Raw genomic sequence first — 22,784 nt, 5'->3', positions numbered from 1 at the left:
GGTCCGTTAGTCGCCACGTTTTAAATGAGCCTCGCAGCGCGCGCGGATATCGCTTAGGTCGGCCAGTGAACGCTCAATATCGCGCCGTTTCATTTGCAATTCGTTGATCGCGGTTCTCACCTTGTCGAGCAGCAGCCGCGTCTGGGCGAGCTGGCCCGGATCGGCATCGTAGAGCGCGAGATATTGGCTGACGTCCTCAATGGAAAAACCGAGATTACGTCCGCGCAGGATCAGCATCAGCCGCGCCCGGTCGCGCTTCGAATAGCGTCGTGCCGTACCGATGCGCTGGGGCGAGATAAGACCGCGGCTTTCGTAAAAACGGATCGTACGCGTCGTGATGCCGAATTCTTTTGCCAGGGCCGATATCGAATGGGTGGCGTCTGCCCCGGCGCCGCTATCGGCCACCTTATGCTCAGCGAGATGAGGCGCCTTGCCGTTCATACTCTTCCGCCGCGCTTGGCTTCCTCCGCAGCGAGTTCCTTTTTCGACAGTTTTCCTATCATCGTCTTGGGAAGCTGATCGCGGAACTCGATCTCGGCCGGCATTTCGATCTTCGAAATCTTCGGCTCGAGATGTTTCAGAATATCGGCAGCCGTCGCAGTCGTCCCGCCTTTCAGCTTGATGAAAGCCTTGGGTGCTTCGCCGCGATAGGCATCAGGAATTCCGATCACCGTGACTTCCTCGACGGCCGGATGCTCGTAGATGGCTTCCTCGATCCGGCGGGGATAGACGTTGTAGCCGGAGCAGATAATCAGATCCTTGATCCGGTCGACGATTGAGAAGCAGCCGTTCTTGTCCATCACCGCAACATCGCCGGTGCGCAGGAAGTCGCCGACGAACTGTTTTTCGGTTTCTGCGGGTTTCTTCCAATAACCTTTCATGACCTGCGGGCCTTTCGCGCAAAGCTCTCCGCGGTCGCCCTGCGGGACTTCTTTCGTCGGGTCATCAAGATCACGCAGTGATATGATCGTACCGGGGAGAGGGGGCCCGATGGACCCTGCGACGGGCTCGCCCTCGATCGGATTGCACGTTAGGACTGGGGATGCCTCCGACAGCCCGTAACCTTCGACGACTTTGGCGCCGGACACGGCTTCGAACTTCAGCTTGATTTCCATCGGAAGCGGCGCGCCGCCCGAGAGGCAAAACCGAAGCGACGACACATCGTAGGACTTGAATTCCGGATAGTTCAGCATGGCGGTGAAGATCGTCGGCACCGCAGGCAAGATCGTCGGCTTTTCCCGGTCGATCAGCTTCAAAGCATCCAGGAGCTTGAAACGCGGGATCAGGATGATCTTCGCGGCCAACTCCACGGCCATGTTCATGACCACCGTCATCGCAAAAACGTGGAACAGGGGGAGAGCGCCGAGGATCGATTCCTCGCCGGGCACGAGATTGATGCCCCACGCCCTGATCTGCTCGGTGTTGGCTGTCAGGTTCGTGTGAGTGAGCATCGCGCCCTTCGGCGTTCCGGTCGTGCCCCCCGTGTATTGAAGCACGGCGACGTCGTTGTCGGCGTCGATTTCGACAGGCGCAAAACTCCTGCTTGTTGCTGCAAGTCGCGCTCCCTCGATGATTTTGTCCGCGGCGCGGGAATGGGCGACGTCTGCAATGTCTGCCCTTTTGAAGACCGAGAACAAAAGGCCCTTGAAAGGCGGCAGGACGCTGCGGAACGGGACGACGACCGTGCGGCCTATGATCCCGCGCAGCATCAGCTCTTCAAGCTTCGGAAAGAGTGCCGCGAGGTCGTGGGTGATCATCACCTCTGTTTCGCTGTCCTTGGCTTGGAAGGTCAGCTCCTCAAGGGTATAAAGAGGGTTAAAATTGACGACCGTGCCACCCGCTTTCAGTATTGCGTAGTAATAAACGACAAAAGTCGGCGTATTAGGCAAAAAAAGCCCGACCTTCGTCCCGCGTTTGATCCCTATCCCTTGGAGACCTGCGGCGACGCGTTCCACCTGCGTGGCGAGATCGGCATAGGACGTCGTCCGGCCCAGGAAGCTGATGGCGGGGCGGTCGGAAAAACGCTCGGCTGCGCGCTCCAGAAGCAACGGAAGCGGACCCGTCGCGATGGGCATGTGCCAATCGATACCCGGCGGATAGGCGGCGAGCCAGGGATGGGACGTCGACGCGGGCGGCTGGGCGGCGGCTTCAGGCGTCATGGCGGGCCGATTGGGTCAGAGGTGGATCCAAGTCGCTTATCTGGGAATCCGAATATCGAATCCGTGTCGCAGAGTCGCGACGGATTGAACAACTTTTGAGCTCTAAAGGCTAGCCGACGATACACGATGTCCGCACTCGAAACGGCGCTTAACCCGCCGATTTCGGGGACTTTTTGCGGCCATATCCGGCCCGCGACTGTCCGCTGCTGGACTTGACTGGCGTTTAAGGATAAGTGACCCCCCCGCTTGCTGATATAGTGGTCTTGATTTAGTAGATGCCAAGCAAAACTGGCCCATCGCAGTGGTCTGCGAGGGTGGGAGAGGCCAATGGACGAAGTCGCGACTAAGGTTATCGATATCCTCAAGAAGCATATGAAGGAGCCGCGCGACGATATCTCGCTCGACACCCAGCTTACAGATCTCAAGATCGAATCTCTTGATCTTGCGATGATCGTGTTCGACATCGAAGACGGCTTCGGTATCGAAATTCCTTACAATGCCAACGAAGAAGTCGAGGCGTTCAAGACCGTCGGCTCCGTCGTTGACCGCGTCAAGTCGCTGATCGCAGCGAAGCAGGCGTCTGCCGCTAAAGCTTGACGATTTCAGCGGCAACCCCCTCTACGAAAGCGATGATGCGGACGCCGGCCCTGACCGCAGCGTCCGCATAGTCGTGAGACGAGAAAGAAAGTTCTGATGTCGCAAAGTAAACCGGGACGGCGCGTCGTTGTTACGGGCCTAGGAGTCGTAACGCCGATCGGCACGACGGTTGATGAGTTCTGGTCGGGGTTGAAAGCCGGCCGATCGGGCGTCAGCGCTCTTGAAGGCTTTCCGCTGGACGATCTCAAGATTCTGATTGCGGCGCAGATCAAGGGTTTCGACCCGAAGCAGCGGCTGAAGCATTTTAAGCGCGACCGGATCATTACGCTCGCCGACCGTTACTCTTGGTTCGCGGCGACGGCTGCCGATGAAGCGGTACGCATGTCGGGGCTGCAATTGCCGGAGGCCGATCCCTATCGCTCGGCCTGCATTATCGGCTCGGGTGCCGGCGGTCTCGTCACATTCGAAACTGCCTATCGCGACCTTTTCATTCATAACAAGCGCGCTACGCATCCGCTGACGCTGCTACGGATCATCGGTTCTTCGGCGGCTGCCCATGTGGGCATCGAATTCGGCGTCAAAGGTCCGACGTTTGCGACCTGCTCGGCTTGCTCGACGGCGACGCACGCCATCGGCATCGCCCGCGACTATATTCGCGACAACGTCGTCGATGTTGCGATTGCCGGCGCATCCGAATCCGTCATCAACTACGGAACGATGAAGGCGTGGCAGGCGCTTCACGTGTTATCGCCCGAGGGCTGCTTTCCGTTTGCCAAGAAGCGCAACGGCACCGTGCTGGCCGAAGGCGCGGGCATTCTTGTCCTGGAAAGCCTTGAGCACGCGCAAGCGCGCGGCGCAACGATTCTTGCCGAGCTCTGCGGTTACGGCATGGCGTCGGACAGCCAGGACATGGTCAAGCCAACCGTCGAAGGGCCGAGCGTCGCGATGCGCGATGCACTTGCCGACGCGGGGCTCAAGCCGGAGCAGATCGACTACTTGAATGCTCACGGCACGGCGACCATGGACAACGATATCAACGAGACGAAGGCCATCAAGGAAGTCTTTGGTGACTACGCCTACAAGCTGCCGATCTCGTCGACCAAATCGATGCACGGGCATCCGCTTGGCGCTGGCGGCGGTATCGAAGCCGTTGCCTGCATCAAAGCAATGCATGAGGGCTGGGTCCCCCCCACGATTGGTCTCGACGAGCCCGGCGAGGGCTGCGATCTCGACTACATCCCGAATGTTGGCCGTGAGAAGAAGGTCACCTACGTAATGTCGAACTCGTTCGCGTTCGGTGGCCTCAATGCGGTGTTGGTGTTCGGTCCGCCGCCTGCCTGAAATCGCTCAACGGCGCGCATTTGAAGTACGCGCGGCCGGCGATTTTTCCGCGGCCATAGCAAAGCGCGGCATCACTACAACAATGCTGCGCCGACGTCACAGCTGAATGGGCCTGTGGGACCTCTACAGTGTCGGAGCATTTTGTTGGCGGTGCGCGTCTCGAAACCCTTGAAGACCTTGGCTTGCAATGAGAGACTTATTCCTTGCGGCCGTCTGACGTCGGTAGGTCGCGCAGGCCTTAAGGGGTTGAGGCGTATGCGAAAGATCGTGATCCGTGCGGGAGGCGTGGCGATCCGTGCAAAATTGCTGGATACGCCGACCGCGGAGAGAATTTGGGCCGCGCTGCCGATCGAAGCCGCCGCCAGGACGTGGGGCGAAGAAGTCTATTTCGACGCACCTGTGACCTCCGTAGCAGAGCCCGATGCCCGCGTCGTCGTTAAGCCCGGCGACATCGCTTTCTGGCCTGACGGCGATGCAATCGCGATCGGGTTCGGTCCTACCCCGTTATCGCGGACGCGCACTGAAATTCGTCTTGCCGGACCGTGCAATGTATGGGCCCAAGCATTGGATGACGTGCGCCAGCTTAAGTCGGTTCACCCTGGCGTGGCAATTTCCATCCATGAAGATGGCTGAGTTTTCCGGCATCCATCGACCGGCAATCGCAGGCACCTCCGGACTGAGCACGTGAAGCTGAAATCCGTCGCCTGCATCGAAGATCTGCGTCGTCTCGCGCACCGCAACGTGCCGCGCGAGTTCATGGACTATTACGAATCCGGTTCCTATTCCGAAGAGACGCTACGAGCCAATCGCGACGACCTCGCAGGCATCAAAATCCGACAGCGTATTTTGCGAGGCGCCGCTAATCGGGATCTATCGCAAACGGTTCTCGGCGGTCGTAACCCGCTTCCGCTAGCTCTCGGTCCTGTCGGTTTGACAGGCATGGCCTGGCGCGATGGCGAGATCGCGGCAGCGCGTGCGGCCGAAAAAGCCGGCATTCCGTATACTCTCAGCACGCTTTCGATTTGCTCGATCGAGGATGTCGCAGCAGCGGTCGAAAAGCCTTTCTGGTTCCAGCTCTATTTCATGAAGGACCGCGGCTTTATCGCCGATCTTATTGCACGCGCAAAGGCCGCTCGATGCAGCGCACTCGTCTTGACCGCCGACTTGCAGGTCCTGGGACAACGCAACCGCGATATTCGTAACGGCATGACGGTTCCACCGCGCATCCGTCTGCAAACGATTGCGCACATCCTTTCGAAACCGGCGTGGATCGCGGGTGTTCTTCTCGGTAAGCGCAAAAGCTTCGGCAATGTGCAGGGCCGCATCGCCGGGACCGAGCACCTCCGGTCCTACATGGATTGGATCAATAGCCAATTCGATCAGGCGCTGTCTTGGAACGATGTTGCCTGGATTAAGGAGCGCTGGCCGGGAAAGCTCATCATCAAAGGTATCCTCGATGTCGAAGATGCGCGCGAAGCGGTCAAAGCCGGTGCCGACGCTATCGTTGTATCCAACCATGGCGGACGTCAGCTGGATGGGGCATCGTCGTCGATCTCTATGCTGCCAGGCATCGTCGATGCCGTCGGCTCAGAGACAGAAGTCTTGTTCGATGGAGGTATTCGTACCGGACAGGACGTCTTCCGTGCCCTGGCGCTTGGGGCACGTGCGTGCCTGCTCGGCCGGGCTTACCTCTACGGTATTGCTGCGGCAGGCGAAGAAGGAGCGAGCAAGGCCATCGACATCATCGCCAAGGAACTCGACGTTACAATGGCGCTCGCTGGACTTCGCCACGTTGCGGATATCGATAGGACGGCGCTTATCGGTGCAAGCTGAACTCGCGGCCCTTATTGCTGGCGCGGAAACATGAAAGCATTTGCCTGCCTTGGCATTTGAATAGCTTCGTAAAAACCAGCTGCATTCGGCGCCGATACGAGCAGGCACATGGTTTCGGGTCCTGCCGCCCGGCGCGTCTCCGCGATCAGTTGCCGCCCGATGCCCTGTCCTTGATACCTCACATCGACGGCAAGATCGGACAGATAGCAGCAGTATGCATAGTCCGTTATGGATCGGGCAACGCCGACAGCCTTGTCGCCATTGCGTGCGACAACGACGAGGTTCGAGCCCGCAAGCATACGCGCGATCCGATCGCGATCGTCGGCCGGCCGCCGTTCAGCTAGCCCTGAACTTCTCAGCAAATCGATGAATGTATCGGGATCGAGCCCGTCGACCTTCTGATAATGAATTGCCATGGGTCGACCCCTTCCAGCCCTCGCGCGTGCAGACCACCCGGAGGAATATGGTGGTGTGAGAGAATATCCCTCAACCGGACCATCGCGCGCAAATGGTGGCCCGCCAGCATACACACGACAAGCAAAAAAGCGATTTATTTCTTATACTTAAGTTTTCAATCTTCAGAACATACCAACAAAAATACCAACAAGAGCCACTGCGGATCGCTTCTCTATCCCCCAAAGCCTTTCGCTCAAATCCTGTTTTTCTCCGCAGCCACATGCGACGCTGCGAATTGCTGGGGGGGAGGGCATTCGTATGAAGGGAACGATAGCAATTCTTGTGGGGCTATTTGCGGGCACCGCGTCAGGCCAAGTCAGAGCTGACGAATGGTCGGCTATTTCATTTGGAGCCTATACGCAGCTGGGGCACTACAACAGCGCAACCCAAAGTTCGTTTGTGAGCGAAATCGACGATACCGCCCGATCGATGGACGGAAGCGACACGACCTGGAATGGAGGTTTCTCGCTGGCTGCCAACTGGAGAATACAGAACGCCGTCATCGGAGTAGGGATTGATTACGATCCATTCGGAACGAGCCTTGCTCAAAAGTGCCACTATCATTGGTCGGATGGCATGGAAAGCAACGTCTACGTGTCCTCGGAAGAAGAGGGGCGGTGCACTCGGGATATTGCATGGTCTGCAAGCTTTGTCGGAAAGGCGGGTTGGCTGGCCTCTCCGACGACGTTGATCTACGGATTGGGGGGATGGACGTTTTCAAAGGTCGATCAGAGTTTCGAAAAATCGTTCAATCTTGAAGACGTGAGAACGACCCTGAGTGGTCCGACCTTCGGCGGCGGCTTCGAATATCGTCTCACCGAGAGCTGGCATGCCAATCTAGAGGTCCGCTACACAAAGCTTGAAACGCTCCAGAATGTGTCGTTTTCCAAGGAAGCGCAAGCTTCGCAGTCGACAGTTCTCGGGGGAAATTATGAAACGGTGCGCTTGGGCTTATCCTACGTGCTGCCAATTCGCTGAAGATGTCTAGAGCAACGAGGCGGCCGGATTGCTCCGAACCGCCTTACCACTAGATTAGGAAGCTTGCCGAAGAGCGATAGTTTCTCCTTCGTCCATCGATGCGCCGGTCAGTTCCTCGATAGCCTTCCATAATGCGCGCTCTACGCTGGCATCTTCAACCCAGCTGATGCATTCGTCGCCTTGCCAGCAGAGAATGCGCCACGCCAATGCCAGTTCTCCAACGTGAGCCCAAGTCAGCCTTTTCGTTTCGACCAACTTAGCAATCGCTGTATTGCAATTCCCGCGGAGATGATCGATCACAGTCTCATCGTTGGTATCGGTGCTTCCCCACTCGTTCCACGCGCGGACAATTTCCAGCATTTCGGGCGAATAGGTCGGCGTGCCAAGCCGCCGTGAGATAATTTCAGACATTGACGCATCCTCCGATCGCTTTGAACGTGTCCCTTGCTGCGGCCATTATTTTTATCTGCCGCTCGTCATAATTTTCCAAACCGAATGGCGCGAGATCTTCGTCGTACGCTGCCAGCGTTATAAGCTCTTCCATTTTTTGCCTAGTGTGAGGTGTGGCGATGAGCCGATCGAGCGCTACATCGAATTTTTCGCCAGCCTCGCCATATTGTTCTTGGTAGCGGTCATAGTCCGGTGAATTTGGGGAAGTGTTTCCGTAAATTTCGCCGATCTTCGTCTCTTCGTTGAACAGCGCCTTACATTCGAGAAATTCTCGAGACGGCATCGCTGCAGCATTTACCTGTCCTGCCGTTGCGATTGCCGGGACGCTAGCGGCCAGTACCGACAAGGCCCGTCGGCGCGAGGGTCTTGCAGTATCATCGGGCATCGTCTGCCCATTCGTATTTGAAGCCATGACGTCTCTTCCTCGTTGAGTTGTTGATCAGGCGCTGGGCCTGTCCTTGCGTTTCATGCGCTTCAACGGTCCCGCGGCATATTCCAGCACCCAGGTCTCGAACGCTTCCTGCATCGTGGTGCCGTTTTCAGTAGCGGCGATCTTGAAGGCAGCTCTCACGTCTTCTTCGAGCCAAAACGCGACGGCCTTTTGACCTTCGCGGCTTGGTTGCTTGTACCCAGGTTTAGGTCCCATGCCGTCGTTCTCCATAGTGTCGAAGTCCTGCATGGCAGCTTATCCCTGATTCCTATTGAACCGTAGTTGACACATCTACTATAGTAAGCTATCTTACTACTGTCAATATGGTTTAGTAATGCCTGAAATCGGGTCTCATAAGTTGCAATGCAGATTGGAAAGTGCCTAGACAATGCAACACGCAAGCGCCTGTTTCTGTTCAGTCATTCTGCATTGTCTAGGCATTTCGCCAACGTATAGGCATCGAGTTTTTGCCTAGACATCACGCCTAGGCATTTTTGGAGGGACTAGGCATGCTCGTGATTGGTGTGCTGAACTCGAAAGGCGGGGTTGGTAAGTCAACTCTGACGGCCGCATTCGCTGTACGCGCCGCTCAGGACAATGCCGTCTGTGTCGTCGATCTCGACAGCCAGGGCAGTTATTCCGACTGGTACATGCGGCGCGGTTCGCCAGACAACCCAGCGCTTCTGACTGGGGAAGACCGAGCAAGTGATGCGATCGAGGCACTGCGGCTGACGGCACCCTATGAGATCGTGCTGCTCGATGGTCCGCCCGGTTCGCTAACGGTGACCGAGGATGCAATCAAGGTCTGCGATCTGGTCATCATCCCCATGCGGGCGAGCGGTCTGGACCTGATGGCGTCTCAGGACTGCGTGCGGCTCTGCCAGCAGCTCGGGACGGCCTATCTCTGTGTGCTCAACGACGTGAACTCTCGGGAGGCGAAGTCTCTTGGCGAGAATGCCCGCAACACACTGCACACCTACAAGATCCCGATCGCCCGGACGGCCGTTGCGCATCGCGTGCCGTACATCAACGCCATGACGAGCGGGAAAACGGGTCCTGAGAAGGACAAGGCCGCAGCGGCGGAGATCGATGCGCTTTGGGCCGAGATCAAGCAGGCAGCGCTTGCCGGCGCAAAGCAAAAGGAGGCTTCCCATGCGTGAGGATGAAGCCGTCGATAGCTTTGCGAGCATGTTCCAGACCGGCTATGCGGCCGAGCCCGAGCGCATAGAGAAGCGGCAGCGCGCCGAGCGCCGGTCGTCGCTAACGGCGAAACAGCGGAAGAGGGGAGCGACCCGGACGGCGCAGATCAATTACCGCTGCACGCCTGCGTATAAGCAACTTGCGTCCGATCTCGCCAAGCATTGTGACGCCAGCATCGCAGACGTGATGGAAGAAGCCCTTGCTCTGCTGGCGAAGGCGAAAAGGTTCAGCGGAGGGGAATAGCGATGCGCTGGGTCTACATCGGAGCCGGGCTGCTCGCGCTTTCGGCGTCCTGCTACATGGCCGTCATGGCGTCGGGCGGCATCCAATCGGGGAGCGCACCGGCATTGATCGCGATGGCGGTTATTCTCGCTGTCGGAGCCGCAGCTGTGGGCACGGCGTTGGCGGGCGGGCATACGGGCATCGCCGTTGTTGTCGGACTTGGGATGCTGGCGGGCGAGGGTGGCGCGATGATCCAGACGGCCCAGCGCGTCACCGCTGCACGGGAAGCCAGTCGCGCACCGATGGTCGCCCTCGAACTCAAACGACAGGCGGCACTCGACGAGCTTGCCAAGGCGCAGTCTGCCACACCTCAGCCGGTGGACCATTCTCGGCTTGACGCTGCGGAGACGGCGAAGGCAGAGGCCGAAAAAGCTGTACGAGAAAAGTCGGCAGAGCGAGGATGCCGCCAGAATTGCCGGCTCCTTCTGCAATCCGCCGTCGATGCAGCCCAGCGCGAAGTTGAAGCAGCTCGTGCTGATGTTGCGCGGCAGGAAGCGGATCAGTCCGCGGCGATCGCCAAGCGGGCTGAGATTGCGAAGGCCGTCGTTTCCGCTCTTCCACCGCCGCAGAGCGCGACGCCGCTAGCCGACTACACAGGAGTGCCGGAATGGTTGTTCGACGTGCTGGAAGCGCTCGCGCTATCCTTCTCGATCAACCTGCCGGCGTCGGCGTTGATCGCGCTAGGGGTGAAGATGGGCCGGAAACAGGAAGAAACAACGCAAAAGGCTGCGGCACCCATTGTGTTGGAAGAAGTGCCGTCGTCGAAAGCGGAGAGCAATCGGAAGCCTTTGCTTCTGTCCTCAAAACCGAAGTCCCGCAATCCTGATGATGAAGCCGAGCAGTTCGGCGTGGCGATGGTGCGGCCGGGCCAAGGCTGCAGCCTATCGCCGAGCGATCTTCGCGCTGCATACGAGGGCTGGTGCCAGAAGACCGACAAAGAACCGCTGCCGATCGAAGATATAGCTCCGGCGCTGGGCAAGCTCTTTCGCACTGCCGGGATCAAAATCGTGGACGGCTGCGCAATCGGCGTAGCTATTAGGACGGAATAGGCCGGTGCAGTGGATATCGACGCATCCGCAATACGTTGAAAACGGCCAACGGGCTAAGGTCAGCGGTAATTCAGGGTTTGGAATCGGGGGAACAATGAGAACTCTGTCACTCTTCGGCGTGGCGTTGGCCGTTTGGTCAGGCCCAGCTGCCGCAAATTGGCAGTACACTCGCTGGGGCATGAGTCCTGATCAGGTGATCGCCGCATCAAAGAACAAGGCACATACTGCTTCAGATCCCGCGATGCACGGCACCGATGAGGCCCGAAACCTTTTGGATGGAAAGTATCAGTCGCAAGGCTTTGACTTCGACATCAATTTTTTATTCGATCCTAGCAACAAACTTAGCCACGTGAATCTGCATCTTGTAACGCCAGCCGATTGCCCCAAGCTTCAGGGAAGACTTTCGAATATCTATGGACCGCCGAAGACATCAGCAACGCCGATCGTCAGCTTTGCGAAATGGTGGGATAAACGGCACGGGAACGTGCTCGTGCTGATGCAAATCGGCGATCAAAGCTGCAAGCTGGATTACATGAAGTACGATGAAGCTGGCGCCGAAGGAGGCCTATAAGAGTTTACTATTACGACCGGTCTCCTTTCCTAATTTGATCCCTTCCGATCGCGTACACCAGTCAATCGCATTGCGCGCTCCTTGCCGGATGTTCTAGCGCTTGCGCTTGGCGCGCGGCTTCCTTTGTTTCTCGGCGAAGAGCGTATATTGCGCCTCCGGCACCTCAGTGCCGAGCACCTCGCCCAGTCGTGTGACGAGTGCGATGCGTTTATTCTTTGTGATGCTGTCGAGATTCTGCATGCGCCATTTAACAGCCGGGAGCTTGGCGGCGTTTTCGACGTCAAGCAGCGTCCAATCTGGCTCGCCAGCCTCAAAGCCAATAAGGAATTGCTTGTGGCGCTCAGGCATCGCGCCGACGATTTCGTCAACGAGCGCGCGACGCGCATCGACAAGATCTTTCTTGCTCACCGGATTTTCGGTCATGCCCTCGAACTCGGCTACGAACGCGTCGTCGATCGGCTTGGGCGCGGCCCCAAGAACCTCGCCCATGGGCCGGTGATGGCTGACGAGGTAGACGATGAAGGCCGAGCGGAGCGCATCGTCGATGCCTTCATTGGCCAGCAGATCGCGAATGTCGAACAAGTCACGGGGATGCTGCCGGTCGAGTGCGGCCATGATTTTTCCGGCGTAGAGATCGGCAAAGGAGACCACGCGCATCTCGGCGAAGCCGAATATCTCCTCCACGCCCTGGGATACATCGCGAAGCTCTGCATCGAAGGCACATCCTCTGAGGACAGGAGTTACCTCGATCTTGATCTGCACGCCAGCATCACGCACAACGAGCTTGGTGACGGCGCCTTCGTGGATGCTGCTGGTGACTCGCGCCGTCCGGAGTCCTGCTTTGATGCGGGCCTCAATGCGCTTCATCGCTTTGTCGATAGCGCCCAGCGATTTCTTACGGCCATAGACCGGCAAGTAGGTAAGGTCGATGTCAACGGAGAGGCGCGGCAGGTCACGCACGAAGAGATTGATAGCGGTGCCACCCTTCAATGCGAAGCACTTCTCCTTAGCGATGTATGGCAAGGTGCGGAGCAACAGGGCGACTTGGCGCCGGTAATGGTCAGCGAACGCCATCGAGATCCTTCGGGACTGTGATGAGGTGCCGGGCATCGAATTTTCCGTCCCGGGCAATTCTGCGCCTTCCGCTGCCGAGGTCGACCGCCTTACGGTCGAGCCGTCGCAGCCAAGCGTGCTGGTGGCGTTCGGCAAAGAAAAAGAATAGGCGCTTGACCTTCACGCTGTGGCAATCGACGAGCAGCGCCTGCAGGCGAGCAGGGCTCAATGTGCTCAAGCCCTCCATCAGCATGTCCACCTGATGGAATGACTCGCGGTTGGGAAGCTCGTCGAGCAATTCCAGCACGGCTCGCTCGGGACTGGACAATACTAGGGGCCAGCTCCATTGACCCCACGAGACGAGGGTGAGCGTGTCGTGCCGCTTCGTCTTCGAGGTCGGGTCGATGGTCAGCGCACGCGGAAGCGCTGGGACGCGCAATTCGCGGAATAGCTTTTTGTCGTTGCGGTAAGCGAAAGAGGCGCTTGCGCGCAGGTTCTTGAGCCAGGTTGGGGGTGGCCGCTGCCCATACAGATAGACCGCGCCCTCCTGTTGCTGCAGGTAATGGGCAAAGCCCTGCAGCTCGAGCGCGGTTCGCCCGCCGACGGCGAGATCCTGTTCCAGCAATGTCTGCAGGGAGATAACGACTTGCTGCCAGGACAACGGAGCGTCGCGGCGGGTATAGACGCGGCGTGCCGGCTGGTGCAGCCATCCTGCCTTTAGGTATTGGGTACGCAGGCTTGTAGAATACCCATGGCGCCCCAGCCAGGCGGAATCCACGATTAGCCCCTCAGGAAGGTGCTGCTCTAGCCAGTTCAGGGAAGACCGCTTTTGCTTAGGCATACTTAGTAAAATAACTGATCTGCAAACTCCCGTCTAGTTTGTAATTGCGTGAGTTTGCTAAGTTTAACTTAGTAAAATCGTTATTATTCAAACTCGGCATTCGATGCATGCACCAATGGTCAAAACCATTCCATCCCGCGTTTATATATGCGCCACAGCCACTGAACACCGCCGACTGCGCTAGAAGATAGCAGCGGGAAAGCGCTTCACAGAAAGAGCGGACCAGTCATCGCTTCAGATACCGGCTCGAACTCTCATTCGGTTTGGCGTGTGTGTAGACCGAAGTCGTCTTGAGGTCGGCATGGCCGAGTGTCTGCGAGACGAGGGAGATCGGAGCGCCGTTGTCGAGCGCGTGGGAAGCATGAGCATGCCGGAACCAATGGGCGGATGCCGCCTCATTCACCCCAGCGCGTTTTGCCGTCCGTTTGATCAGTAGGTTGATCTCGCGCTCCTTGATGCCGAACACGAGGGCCGAGACGGGAGCGCCGTTACGAATTGCCTTCAGGTGCTCGTGCACTTCGGTCGGGATCAAGACGTGCCGGTCCTTGTCGCCTTTACCGATGACGGCGAGCTGAGCTTCGCCGGTCTCGCGTGAGATCACTTGATCCCAGGTGAGAGATGCTAGCTCGGAAACGCGAAGGCCACCGTAGTAGGCCGTCTCGAACAGGGCCCGATCGCGCTCGGGATGGCGGCTGTCAGCGGTGGCGCGGATGAGCAACTGAATCTCGACTTCCGGCATGATGCGCTGGGCGAGCTTTCGGGGTGCCTTTTTGAGCTTGATCAGGGGGCCGACGTTGAAAGTCGTGTATCCAACCTGATGGGCGAAGCCGAGCAGGGCTTTGATTGCCGCGACTTGCGTATTGACCGTGGCGGCCGCTGCCGGCGATCCGTCTTCCCTGACCCGCATGTCTTCGAGCGCCGTCTGCACATCGTCGATCGTCGCCCGCCGAAGATTGGTGCCAGCTTTCTCGATTGCGGCGATGAACCGGCGGCCAATCCGGTCATAGGCTCGAAGCGTGTGACGCGATCCGCCAGCATGGGATTTCAGCCAGACCGAAACCAGCTCATCGTCACGGCGAGCAGTCGTGTGAATCGTCGGAAGCCGCTCTGCGTCCGAGCCAGCGATTTCCGTTCGTTCCGGCTGGATGATCTGCAACTCAGTTCCGATCATGGCTTCCTCATATATACCGATAACGGTAATTATCAGCATATAGGAGTGCACCAGATTCGCGCAAGACACGCTCATCAAAAAGTGTGTTTCACGGGGCCGGAGGCGAGGGTGCTGCAGTTGTTGGGCACAGAAAGTTGCGCGAAGACACTCCAGACTTTCCGATTATTTCCAAGTTTAAAATTGGGCTTACCGCGACGCCAGATACAACTTATCCGTGTTTGCGACGGTCTCACCCAGCTGCACCATAAGCTTTCGCATTGCTTCAGTGGCAGCATCTTCGACGGACGCGGCTCCCCCAGAGCAAAGTGCGCCTGCATCACTCTCGCGCTCTGCCATGCCTTCGAGGGTTTTGCCCACCAATCGACCGTCAGGCCCGTCGACGGTGATAGATGCCGCGAGTTGAATTGTCGTCGAGATGGTCGCATTCCAGAACCCAGGTACAGCGATCAACCGACCTTCCATCGATTCCCCGCGGACAATGATTTGCCCACGATAACCTGCGGTACGAAGGGTTTGACCCTGCAAGGGCGTTGGCACGTCCTCGACCTGATCGAAGATATTTGCGAGCGTCGCTCGCACGGATGACTTGAAGCCATCGGTCATATTGAGGGGATAAGAGTGAGCGGCACAGTTTGTGCCACGCGGATGGATGACTTTATTCAACTCGCCGGGATCAACGTAGAGAGCATAGCGCCCGGGAGCCTTTTGCGAATGGTTGGATACAATGTTGACTGCGCCTGTCGAGATGGGCTTCGCATCATACGCACAACCCGAGAGGAATATGGCGCTGGCAATCGCAGCAGATAAGCCTCTCATCGTCGTCGCCCCCTTGTGAATCAGTTGAGCAACGCTAACTCGTAGTGCGATAAACAACACGTGGCCTTGAGGTTTTACACAAGGTCTTTTGAGGGAGCCGCTTCCGCGTCTCAAAAGGGGATCTCGTCGCTCAGCTTTGACGGCCCCCGCTCTGGAACAAGGCCATTAGTTGGAGGCGAAGGATGCGCTGTCGTGTTGCTGACCTCCGGCTTTACCCGCTCCGGCGCTGGGCTGAGCAAGACATCCCACATGGCGCTGCCGTCGTCGGCGACATCACGTGATTTTAGGACTGCGACTTTGGCACCGCCCCAGCGCCCAGTCAGATACGTGTTCCCGTTCTTCGACGTCTTTTCGTAGAGCCGGAAGGCTCGGATGCTTTCTGCGTGCGTTGGCATCAGTTCACCCACTCACCATAGGTCAAGGTCGTCTTGGCCGGCCAGAACGCCATCATCACGGCATCGGCAACGTTCGGTGATCTCGTCCCTTCCGGAGATTTATCGACGATAAGTTTCATCCGCGCCGATTTGCTCGCCGTTGGCTGACTGAGTTCTTTTTCAAGCTGACGAAGCAGGGGAAGGTTCGACGGGATGCTGATCATGTCATCTACGCTCAGCCGAAGACCCTCGGTCACGGCGCGATGTGTGTTCTCGAACCGACGGCGAAGTTGCCACCAGCCCTGCGCCTTCATGTTTCCGTAAAAGTCTTTGTTGAGGGGCGAATTGTAGTCGCCGATGATGACGAAGCTGTCAGGGTCGCGTGGGGAGGCGCCGGCATCCCAAGGGATGAAATTGACGCTATAGGGCATCAAGCCTTCATCTCGAAGCCGGTTCGTTTCGGCCTTCACGCCTGATCCCACGCCGATGCAATCGTACTGGACATCAACCGGCCCCAGCTTCTGGCAAGCGGTCACGGCGCGCCGTGCTGTGAGGCCGGTATCACGCTCGCCCCACTCCTCGACGTGCTTCAAGACCGAGCCCTTCCGCAGCGCGAGCGCATTCCGATCACCGCCACCGTCAGCGACATCGAGCGCGCCGACCCACAGGCCATCATCGCCGAAGCCAACTTTTAGGTGTGCATCGATTGCAGACCGGACCCACTCGGCCGGGATGATGACGTTCTCGATGGAGGCGGCATAGTTGCGATCGACCTCCTGGGCGAAGACGTGAAGCAGGCCGTCCGATTGAGCCTTGGCCCTGCGTTCGTCGTACCAGGCTTGTGTCTTGGCCGGGTGATCTCGCCAATCGATGAGAAAGATGTTGGCACTGGTTTTCGAGACGGGACGGCCGGGCTGCCATTCCTGTCCGGCTTCCCGGCGACGATGGAAGACGTTTCCGAGACCGTTGACCGACGAGATGTCGATCTGAACGCGGGTATTGTCGGCCAAGGCCGCTTCGATCTTCTCAGGCCGCTCGTAGTGGGCGCTCTCGTCTTTGAAGTAGATGCGCTTACGGCCGCCGCGCCCGATATTGTCGCCAGCTTCGCCCGTGATCGTCGCCCCGGTCTCCGGGTTGATGATGCGCATATAAGCGAGATCGTCCTTCGTGCTGAAGCCTTCCGGTAGGAACTCTCGCGGCAACCCGAGGATAATCATGCGCATCTTTTCGAAGATGCTATCTGGATCGCCGATCTTGTCGACGAGCTGTTCCTTGCGAGAACCCCAGCCCACGGCGACGCCAGGCCAGAACAGCCAGAGCCATACGGAGAAGGCGCAGCAGACCCAGGTGGCGCCGACGTCTCGGCATTTCTCGATCAGGCCGTTGGCCTCACCATCGAGACAGGCAAGTAGGAACGCGACCAGATCCTTCTGCCGCTGAAAGAGCACGAAGGGCAGCCGCGACGGCAGTTCGCCACCCGTCACGCGGGGATCGTACGTCGAGACCCAGTGTTCGATGAACTCGACCGGCCTCGTCCGATAGTACTCCTTCGCGCCGATGAGGTTCGAGCGGAGCTTCTTGTGACGGCTCTGGCGCTGGGCGAAGACGCTTGTGTAGTTCGGCGGCCATGTCTCAAGCATCGTCGGCCTCAAGGCTGCGGGCGTATTCCTGGGCGGCTTCCTGAGGCGTCATGTCGGCGGTGATCTGCTTGACGGCGATCGGCGCACCGTCCTTGCCGGTGTGCTCGTTCAGGAAGCGCTCGCTGTAGCGGCTGGGTCGGAGCTTGGCCGCCGTCCACTTCCGGGCGTCTATCTGCAACCGGGCGAGATTTGCATCCTCCGCGGCGTCGGCTAGATCAACGATCTGATCCGCGAAAGTGTCGGCCTGAGCCATCCTCGCGCGCGCGTATCTGTCCTGAAACTCTATATTGTTATCAAGCCATTGAAACACTGTGGTCCGCGACGGCATGTCTTCGGTCTCGCAAATCTTGACGAGCGACTTGCCCAGCGCGATCTCGGTGCAGATGCGGGTGGCGATTTCCTCTGAGTAGAGGGAGGGGCGCCCCATCTTCCGAGGCTCAACTGCTGCTGCGATCGGCTTGCTGATCGGCTTCTGTGGCCGGGCAGCCTTTTTCGGCGGTCGGCGTTTGGTGGTTTTGGCTTTCGCCATGGGTGGCTCCTGCTGGGATTATGGGACGGACGCAACGCCACTGATTGCTGGATTGGATTTCACTACTCAGAAGCCTCCAGAAACGGCGGCTCGGGTTCACCCAGCGCTTGCTCGAAATCGAACAGCGGAGTTGGGGTCGAGTAGGTCCGCGGCTTGTGATGACGCTCGTTGTGATGCTCGACGCAGAGCCAACGCACATCAAGCGGGCGGTCATAATCTTCGTGATGAGCTTCGATCCGGCCGGCACATCCGCCTAGATTGGCAAACTCACAGCGATCGGCCTTAACGAGTGTGCCGGCCGCAATGGCGTGGCGAACTCGGATGTGCGCCTGATATTTTTGCTCGTTCCGCTCCCGATAGCGGCGAACGGCCAGCAGGTTTATCGCTTTGCCTCGATCCGATCGACGGTGTTGGGCGGCCTTCTGGCGCTGCCGGTAGGGATTGGCGGCATACCGACGACGCTCGCGGACACGAATAAGGTCGCCCTTCTCGCGCCGGCGCTCCCGTCCTTGCTCACTGTCGCACTGTCGGCAGATCCGCGAGTGCCCGTCACGCTGAGATCGATCGCGAGAGAATTCACTGACAACTTTGACGCTGAAGCAGGATGAGCAGCGCTTCTTCGGCGGACCTTCTACGGCCGGAAGACCCGGGATTTCCAACTGGACAACTGGACCGTCCCAGCCTCCCATTAGAAATGCCGTTACTTCCATTACTTCGTTACTTTTGACATCGGAGCGGCCGTCAGAGTGACGAGTAACGTCCCGCTCAGATGGTCCATTACTTTTGGGCTCGGCAGGAACGCCGCAAAATGGGGGTTTTTGGTCGGAAAGTAACGAAGTCACGATTGTAACGCCTCCCCGATGCTGGGGTGAGCGTATTTGCCGTGACCGCGTTTGAGCACTTCACCGTCGCGAAGCATGTCGGCAAGTCGGACTTTGACGACGCTTTCTGGCAGCCTGGACGCCTCGGCGATCTCCCTTGGGCCCATTACGTCCGCATGCTCAAGTAAGGCGGCAAGGATCTTTTTCCGGGTATCTGAGCGTCTAACATCGTCGGCAGACCCAAGGATGCGCCAACGGCAGGTCGCGGCGTCAAACTCCACAGCGTGCTCGGCTTCTTCGATGTCTCGCCCGCGAACGTAGAGCGTCTTTCCGCCCTTGCCGCTCGAGAGGATTAAGGTTGTGTCGGCGCAGCCGACGATGCCGAGCGTGCCCGAAACGGTGTCGAGTGGATCCTCAGCATCGACCTTCCGCTGATGATGCAGAGCGACAACGCCGATGCCCAGATCGTTGGCTATTCGGTGCACATCAGTGAGAGCCTTGTAGTCCTGAGCGTAGCCCTCTTGCGTCGAGATCGGCCGAACATTGGCGAGTGTGTCCAGAAGAACCAGACGGGGACGCGCAACATGAGACGCCCAATCCGCGATGTCCTGGACGCCACCAGCGTTCAAGCGCCGCCATTTTGTCGAGAGAGTAAGTCTCTCTGGCCATGCGGACGAGCCAGGTAACACTTTTCGGATCCGATTTTTCAGCCGACGCTCGTTGTCCTCTAAAGCACAGTACAGAACATCGCCGGGCTCGGGCTCTTTATCGCCTAAGCACACCCTGCCGGCTGCGATAGAAAGCGCGATATCGAGTGCGAACCAAGACTTGCCGATCTTCGGACGGCCGACGAGGAGCGATAGACCCTCCGGAATTATCTCGGGAACGATAAACTTGATTTCCGGATACGAGCGGGCCTGCAGCGTCCTCGCTGTGAAGGCGTCGTCCCGCCAAGTGGGCTTACGACGAGGGGCATACGCAGTTGGATCGGCGCCCAGCGCATTGAAGCCGTTTGCCAGTGCGTGGTTTGCATCCACAATTGAGAGATCGTCAGACATTCGCCGAACCGCCTTTCTCGATGCCTGCGTGCAACCCGCTCTCGATTGTTGCGGTGATTTCGCGGATGTCTAAGCCGGCATTGAGGGCGGCAGTCCGCAACGTGCCGACGACTTCAGAAGTGCCGATCTGATTTTGTCTGATCAGCTCGGCTGCCTTGAAACTCGCCCAATTGAGTGCCGCGTTACGACTGCCACTGGCAGCACCGGCAACGAAGCGAGCAAGGCCGTCGAGACGACGTACGGCAGAGAATGGCGAACCGGATGAATCGATTGGTTTTGCCGCGATCGCCTTCGGGCGAAGCTCCGTCAAAAGCCAATCGGGTATCGGTGGCAAAGGTGTTCGGAAGGGATCGATCAGCCAGGCATAAGATCCTCCAGTGCCCGACTTGCTTGCGCCGATCCGTGAAGGCGGCCCAACGACATAACCGCCATCTGCCTTGATATCGAGGCCCGGCCAAATTCCCGTTCGGCATTTAATCGGCTCGTGAATGGCAAAGTAGAGATGGCGACCGCCGTTGCCGGTCCGCGCGACGGGACAATGCCCGAACGGTCGGCCCTCGGCTTTAAGCGATGCGATGCTTTCAAAGCCGCCGTTCCGTCCATCGATATCGAAAACGAGCAAACCATTGCCAGTCGCGATGCCGATATTGGCGCGCGGGAACCTGGAGAAAGCGGACGCGACTGCATGCGGATCGGTGACGGCATCGAGAAAGCCACGGGTGCCTGCCGGCGGAATTTTTGATCCTTCCGCAAGCGGGAACACAGGCCAGCCGAACTCGCCGGAATAGCGGAGTGCTTCAGTTTCTAAAGACGGAGAATGGGCCATGCTGGACCTCTTGATTGGTCGAGATGGCTCCGCGACAGTTGCGGATATACGCGGAAGCGTGTAAGCTTCCACCACCAGTTGATGCTGAATTTCCAGGCCGTCTTGGGGTGCAACCCGAGCGGCCTTTTTGTTTTGGTCGGTGTGATTGACGCGCAAACGCGATTGCCCGGTTAGCGTCGGAGCTCTGGGCGACTTCTGAGGTTTCAGGCTGTGAGGTAGCGGCGATCATGCAGAAGCCGCTCCAAGCTCAGCGGGGTGATCGGCAATCACTATCCCAGTGCATGCCGCATCAAACGGCTTCCAGGTGGTGAACCTAGGTCCTTGCTCGGCTGAGTCGATGACAGTGAGCTTTGCGGCTGCTTCGACAGCGACGATCATGCATGGAGCTTTCGCTCCAGGCCGCCAGAGTTCTAGGAAGCCCTTCAGTCCGCGGTACGCACAAATCCTTGCGGTGTCGAGCGCCGGCATGCGCGAATGGATCGCCAGCCGATTGCCGGGCTTGCCATCGATGCCGAATTCGAAAGTATCGTAGAGCGGGCCTTTGGCACAGATGCCAACGCGCTGGAGATAGATGCGGGCGACGGTTGCCGACAAAGACCCCGCGAGCGCGGATGTATGCCTCATGTCGGGAGGCCCTTGAGCCACGCCGTCAGATCATCGCGCAGGATGAGACGCTTGCGGCCCAACTTTCGCGTCTTGAGAGCGCCGCTTTTGATGGCTTCGTAGAGAAAGGTTCTCCCGACTGGAGCGGCCTCTGTGGCCTCCTTCGGCGAATAGGCAAGTTTCTCGGTCATACGGTTCTCCGCGAACACATTCGGTTCGGAGAGAACATTCAGTTATTCGGTGCCGGGGCCGCCAATATAAACGACCGCAGAAAACTATTTTGTTTTTTGCGGAGGCTTGCTCTCCCACTCGTCAAGCATTCGGGCCATGCGGCTCCATTCCTGCGCTCGCTTTAAACCTGCTTCGCAACTGCGTTTGCTGTTGCCCTTGATGCCGTGCTGACGCTGAACCTCAGCCACCGCAGCATCGACGGATAGACCCTCCACATCGACAAGGTGCTCCATTTCAAAATCGACTTGCCTGAACGTGTCCTTCGGACGCCCGTTCTCCTTGCGGCAAAGCTTGAAGCGCCACGAGCTCGCATTCAGTTTGTTATTGCTTAGAGGTCGTATCATCTCCGCGAGATATAGGCAGAAGAGCTGCGAAGGTGTTCCAGCCCTGAGCACGTCGGCGATCGCTTCGGCGCGTTCCTCGTCCGTTAAAGGCTTGTCGATATCCCTGATGAAAACGGTCCAATCGTCCTTGATCATGCGGCAATTTCTCGGCGTAGCACGATGACGTTGCCGCATGATTGAATGTCTTTGAGCCAGTCGGCCCAGTGCTGCAGCATCTGACGCCTGCCTGAGAGGTACTGAGCGGAATTGTAAGCACCGCGTACCTCGTCTCGCTCATCGTGCGCTAGTTGGCGCTCGATCCAATCAGGATTGAAGCCCATCTCATTGAGGATCGTTGAGGCGACGCCGCGAAAGCCGTGGACAGTGGCGCGACCATGCCAGCCCAGGCGATAAAGCGCATAGAGCATTGTATTATTGGACATGAAGCCTTCGCGAGACGGCGAGGGGAATAGAAAGCCATTGGCGTCAGATCCTGGTAGGGCCGCAAGTTCCTTGAGCGCCGCAACGGCTTGAGCCGACAAGGGCACCAAGTGCTCGAACCGGGCCTTCATTCGCTCGGCCGGAATGCGCCACAGCGGTTCACGGCCATCCACGCCTTCGAACTCCTCCCAGCGCGCCGCGCGCAACTCAGTAGTTCGCACGAAGGTCAACACGACAAGGCGCAGTGCAATCGCTGTGCGCGGATCACCGTCATAGGAATCGAGGGCGCGCAAAAAGGCTGGCAGTTCGTCTCGCGGCATCGTGCGGTGGTGCTGCTGCCTACCGTTGGGCTTCAATGCGCCCTTCAGGCCGCTTGTTGGGTCGTGCTTGGCGCGACGAGTGATGACGGCATACCGAAAAATCTGTCCGCAGGTCTGTCGAAGACGCTTGGCCTGTTCCAAGGCGCCCCGTTTCTCGACCTTGCGCAATACGTCGAGCAATTCCAGCGCATCGATTTCTGCGATCGGACGACGACCAAGGGAAGGAAAGATGTCCCTCTCTAGCCGACGCTGAAGCTGATCGGCATAATAGGGACTGAGCGCGTGGCGCTGATTGCTCAGATACTCAAGAGCCAACGCTTTGAATGTCGCATCACCACCGAGCCGGGCCGCAACCTTTTCCTGTCGCTTCTGCACGGACGGGTCGCGCCCG

General features: G+C 58.4%; 29 protein-coding genes. 9 read left to right on the top strand and 20 right to left on the bottom strand.

Annotated elements, in window-relative coordinates; all coding sequences use genetic code 11:
* Positions 1–6: 6 nt before the first annotated feature.
* Both VHB22_RS16235 and VHB22_RS16230 read right to left on the bottom strand, forming a co-directional pair.
* The gene (locus VHB22_RS16235; protein WP_325458031.1) at positions 7–441 is read right to left on the bottom strand and encodes a MerR family DNA-binding transcriptional regulator; all 435 of its coding nucleotides are present in this window, start codon (positions 439–441) and stop codon (positions 7–9) included.
* On the bottom strand, positions 438–2,159 hold the full coding sequence (locus VHB22_RS16230; RefSeq protein ID WP_325458030.1) for a long-chain fatty acid--CoA ligase: 1,722 nt from the start codon (positions 2,157–2,159) through the stop codon (positions 438–440). The genes VHB22_RS16235 and VHB22_RS16230 overlap by 4 nt, the downstream gene beginning before the upstream one ends.
* Positions 2,160–2,486: 327 nt before the next feature.
* Between VHB22_RS16230 and VHB22_RS16225 the strand changes: the two genes are divergently transcribed.
* From VHB22_RS16225 to VHB22_RS16210, 4 genes are all read left to right on the top strand, one after another.
* The gene (locus VHB22_RS16225) at positions 2,487–2,756 is read left to right on the top strand and encodes an acyl carrier protein (protein ID WP_013215797.1); all 270 of its coding nucleotides are present in this window, start codon (positions 2,487–2,489) and stop codon (positions 2,754–2,756) included.
* A gap of 96 nt (positions 2,757–2,852) precedes the next feature.
* Positions 2,853–4,097, top strand: coding sequence for a beta-ketoacyl-[acyl-carrier-protein] synthase family protein (locus tag VHB22_RS16220; protein ID WP_325458029.1), 1,245 nt, complete (start codon positions 2,853–2,855; stop codon positions 4,095–4,097).
* A 255-nt stretch (positions 4,098–4,352) separates the two neighbouring features.
* Complete coding sequence (locus tag VHB22_RS16215) at positions 4,353–4,730, top strand: cyclophilin-like fold protein (protein ID WP_325458028.1); 378 nt, start codon at positions 4,353–4,355, stop codon at positions 4,728–4,730.
* A 57-nt stretch (positions 4,731–4,787) separates the two neighbouring features.
* Positions 4,788–5,930, top strand: a complete 1,143-nt coding sequence (locus VHB22_RS16210; RefSeq protein WP_325458049.1) for an alpha-hydroxy acid oxidase — start codon at positions 4,788–4,790, stop codon at positions 5,928–5,930.
* An 11-nt stretch (positions 5,931–5,941) separates the two neighbouring features.
* On the opposite strand, the gene VHB22_RS16205 is transcribed toward VHB22_RS16210, so the two are convergent.
* Entirely contained in the window at positions 5,942–6,346 is a 405-nt protein-coding gene (locus VHB22_RS16205) for a GNAT family N-acetyltransferase (RefSeq protein ID WP_325458027.1), read from the bottom strand.
* A gap of 298 nt (positions 6,347–6,644) precedes the next feature.
* Between VHB22_RS16205 and VHB22_RS16200 the strand changes: the two genes are divergently transcribed.
* Complete coding sequence (locus VHB22_RS16200) at positions 6,645–7,364, top strand: outer membrane protein (protein ID WP_325458026.1); 720 nt, start codon at positions 6,645–6,647, stop codon at positions 7,362–7,364.
* Between the two features lie 54 nt (positions 7,365–7,418).
* On the opposite strand, the gene VHB22_RS16195 is transcribed toward VHB22_RS16200, so the two are convergent.
* From VHB22_RS16195 to VHB22_RS16185, 3 genes are read right to left on the bottom strand one after another with little or no spacing between them, the layout of a single operon-like run.
* Entirely contained in the window at positions 7,419–7,775 is a 357-nt protein-coding gene (locus tag VHB22_RS16195) for a hypothetical protein (RefSeq protein WP_325458025.1), read from the bottom strand.
* Positions 7,768–8,226, bottom strand: coding sequence for a hypothetical protein (locus VHB22_RS16190; RefSeq protein WP_325458024.1), 459 nt, complete (start codon positions 8,224–8,226; stop codon positions 7,768–7,770). The genes VHB22_RS16195 and VHB22_RS16190 overlap by 8 nt, the downstream gene beginning before the upstream one ends.
* Positions 8,227–8,253: 27 nt before the next feature.
* Positions 8,254–8,493: a hypothetical protein gene (locus tag VHB22_RS16185; protein ID WP_325458023.1), complete on the bottom strand. Its 240-nt coding sequence runs from the start codon at positions 8,491–8,493 to the stop codon at positions 8,254–8,256.
* Positions 8,494–8,753: 260 nt separating this feature from the next.
* Here VHB22_RS16185 and VHB22_RS16180 point away from each other — a divergent pair, with 260 nt between their 5' ends.
* The 4 genes from VHB22_RS16180 to VHB22_RS16165 are packed head-to-tail and all read left to right on the top strand — an operon-like array spanning position 8,754 to position 11,346.
* A complete protein-coding gene (locus VHB22_RS16180) occupies positions 8,754–9,404 on the top strand; it encodes a ParA family protein (protein ID WP_325458022.1) in 651 nt (216 codons plus the stop codon).
* The gene (locus VHB22_RS16175) at positions 9,397–9,687 is read left to right on the top strand and encodes a hypothetical protein (RefSeq protein ID WP_325458021.1); all 291 of its coding nucleotides are present in this window, start codon (positions 9,397–9,399) and stop codon (positions 9,685–9,687) included. Before VHB22_RS16180 ends, VHB22_RS16175 begins: the two co-directional genes overlap by 8 nt.
* Before the next feature lie 2 nt (positions 9,688–9,689).
* On the top strand, positions 9,690–10,775 hold the full coding sequence (locus tag VHB22_RS16170; protein ID WP_325458020.1) for a hypothetical protein: 1,086 nt from the start codon (positions 9,690–9,692) through the stop codon (positions 10,773–10,775).
* 4 nt (positions 10,776–10,779) lie between these two features.
* A complete protein-coding gene (locus tag VHB22_RS16165; RefSeq protein ID WP_325458019.1) occupies positions 10,780–11,346 on the top strand; it encodes a hypothetical protein in 567 nt (188 codons plus the stop codon).
* A 93-nt stretch (positions 11,347–11,439) separates the two neighbouring features.
* Here VHB22_RS16165 and VHB22_RS16160 read toward each other — a convergent pair whose 3' ends face one another.
* The 14 genes from VHB22_RS16160 to VHB22_RS16095 form a co-directional block, all read right to left on the bottom strand.
* Complete coding sequence (locus VHB22_RS16160; protein WP_325458018.1) at positions 11,440–12,420, bottom strand: nucleotidyl transferase AbiEii/AbiGii toxin family protein; 981 nt, start codon at positions 12,418–12,420, stop codon at positions 11,440–11,442.
* Positions 12,407–13,240, bottom strand: a complete 834-nt coding sequence (locus VHB22_RS16155) for a type IV toxin-antitoxin system AbiEi family antitoxin domain-containing protein (RefSeq protein WP_325458017.1) — start codon at positions 13,238–13,240, stop codon at positions 12,407–12,409. Before VHB22_RS16155 ends, VHB22_RS16160 begins: the two co-directional genes overlap by 14 nt.
* Positions 13,241–13,466: 226 nt before the next feature.
* Positions 13,467–14,411 (bottom strand): tyrosine-type recombinase/integrase, encoded by a 945-nt coding sequence (locus VHB22_RS16150; protein ID WP_325458016.1) that lies wholly within the window; start codon positions 14,409–14,411, stop codon positions 13,467–13,469.
* 186 nt (positions 14,412–14,597) lie between these two features.
* A complete protein-coding gene (locus VHB22_RS16145) occupies positions 14,598–15,227 on the bottom strand; it encodes a hypothetical protein (RefSeq protein WP_325458015.1) in 630 nt (209 codons plus the stop codon).
* 110 nt (positions 15,228–15,337) lie between these two features.
* On the bottom strand, positions 15,338–15,622 hold the full coding sequence (locus tag VHB22_RS16140; protein ID WP_325458014.1) for a hypothetical protein: 285 nt from the start codon (positions 15,620–15,622) through the stop codon (positions 15,338–15,340).
* Complete coding sequence (locus VHB22_RS16135) at positions 15,622–17,241, bottom strand: hypothetical protein (protein ID WP_325458013.1); 1,620 nt, start codon at positions 17,239–17,241, stop codon at positions 15,622–15,624. The genes VHB22_RS16140 and VHB22_RS16135 overlap by 1 nt, the downstream gene beginning before the upstream one ends.
* Positions 17,234–17,770: a hypothetical protein gene (locus VHB22_RS16130; protein ID WP_325458012.1), complete on the bottom strand. Its 537-nt coding sequence runs from the start codon at positions 17,768–17,770 to the stop codon at positions 17,234–17,236. Before VHB22_RS16130 ends, VHB22_RS16135 begins: the two co-directional genes overlap by 8 nt.
* A gap of 62 nt (positions 17,771–17,832) precedes the next feature.
* The gene (locus tag VHB22_RS16125; RefSeq protein WP_325458011.1) at positions 17,833–18,480 is read right to left on the bottom strand and encodes a hypothetical protein; all 648 of its coding nucleotides are present in this window, start codon (positions 18,478–18,480) and stop codon (positions 17,833–17,835) included.
* Between the two features lie 128 nt (positions 18,481–18,608).
* Positions 18,609–19,649, bottom strand: a complete 1,041-nt coding sequence (locus VHB22_RS16120) for an AAA family ATPase (RefSeq protein ID WP_325458010.1) — start codon at positions 19,647–19,649, stop codon at positions 18,609–18,611.
* The gene (locus VHB22_RS16115; protein WP_325458009.1) at positions 19,642–20,475 is read right to left on the bottom strand and encodes a bifunctional DNA primase/polymerase; all 834 of its coding nucleotides are present in this window, start codon (positions 20,473–20,475) and stop codon (positions 19,642–19,644) included. Before VHB22_RS16115 ends, VHB22_RS16120 begins: the two co-directional genes overlap by 8 nt.
* Before the next feature lie 225 nt (positions 20,476–20,700).
* Positions 20,701–21,099 carry a hypothetical protein gene (locus VHB22_RS16110; RefSeq protein ID WP_325458008.1) on the bottom strand — a complete coding sequence of 133 codons (399 nt, stop codon included), beginning with the start codon at positions 21,097–21,099 and terminating at the stop codon, positions 20,701–20,703.
* Complete coding sequence (locus VHB22_RS16105; RefSeq protein ID WP_325458007.1) at positions 21,096–21,269, bottom strand: helix-turn-helix domain-containing protein; 174 nt, start codon at positions 21,267–21,269, stop codon at positions 21,096–21,098. Before VHB22_RS16105 ends, VHB22_RS16110 begins: the two co-directional genes overlap by 4 nt.
* Before the next feature lie 84 nt (positions 21,270–21,353).
* Entirely contained in the window at positions 21,354–21,788 is a 435-nt protein-coding gene (locus VHB22_RS16100) for a hypothetical protein (RefSeq protein ID WP_325458006.1), read from the bottom strand.
* A partial coding sequence (locus VHB22_RS16095) for a site-specific integrase (protein ID WP_325458005.1) occupies positions 21,785–22,784 on the bottom strand: 1,000 nt, incomplete at its 5' end. The genes VHB22_RS16095 and VHB22_RS16100, both read right to left, overlap by 4 nt.

The organism is Hyphomicrobium sp., from assembly GCF_035548195.1.
Classification (GTDB): Bacteria; Pseudomonadota; Alphaproteobacteria; order Rhizobiales; family Hyphomicrobiaceae; genus Hyphomicrobium_B.
Note: the sequence above shows the minus strand (reverse complement) of the source record. Positions and strands in the feature narration are given on the sequence as shown.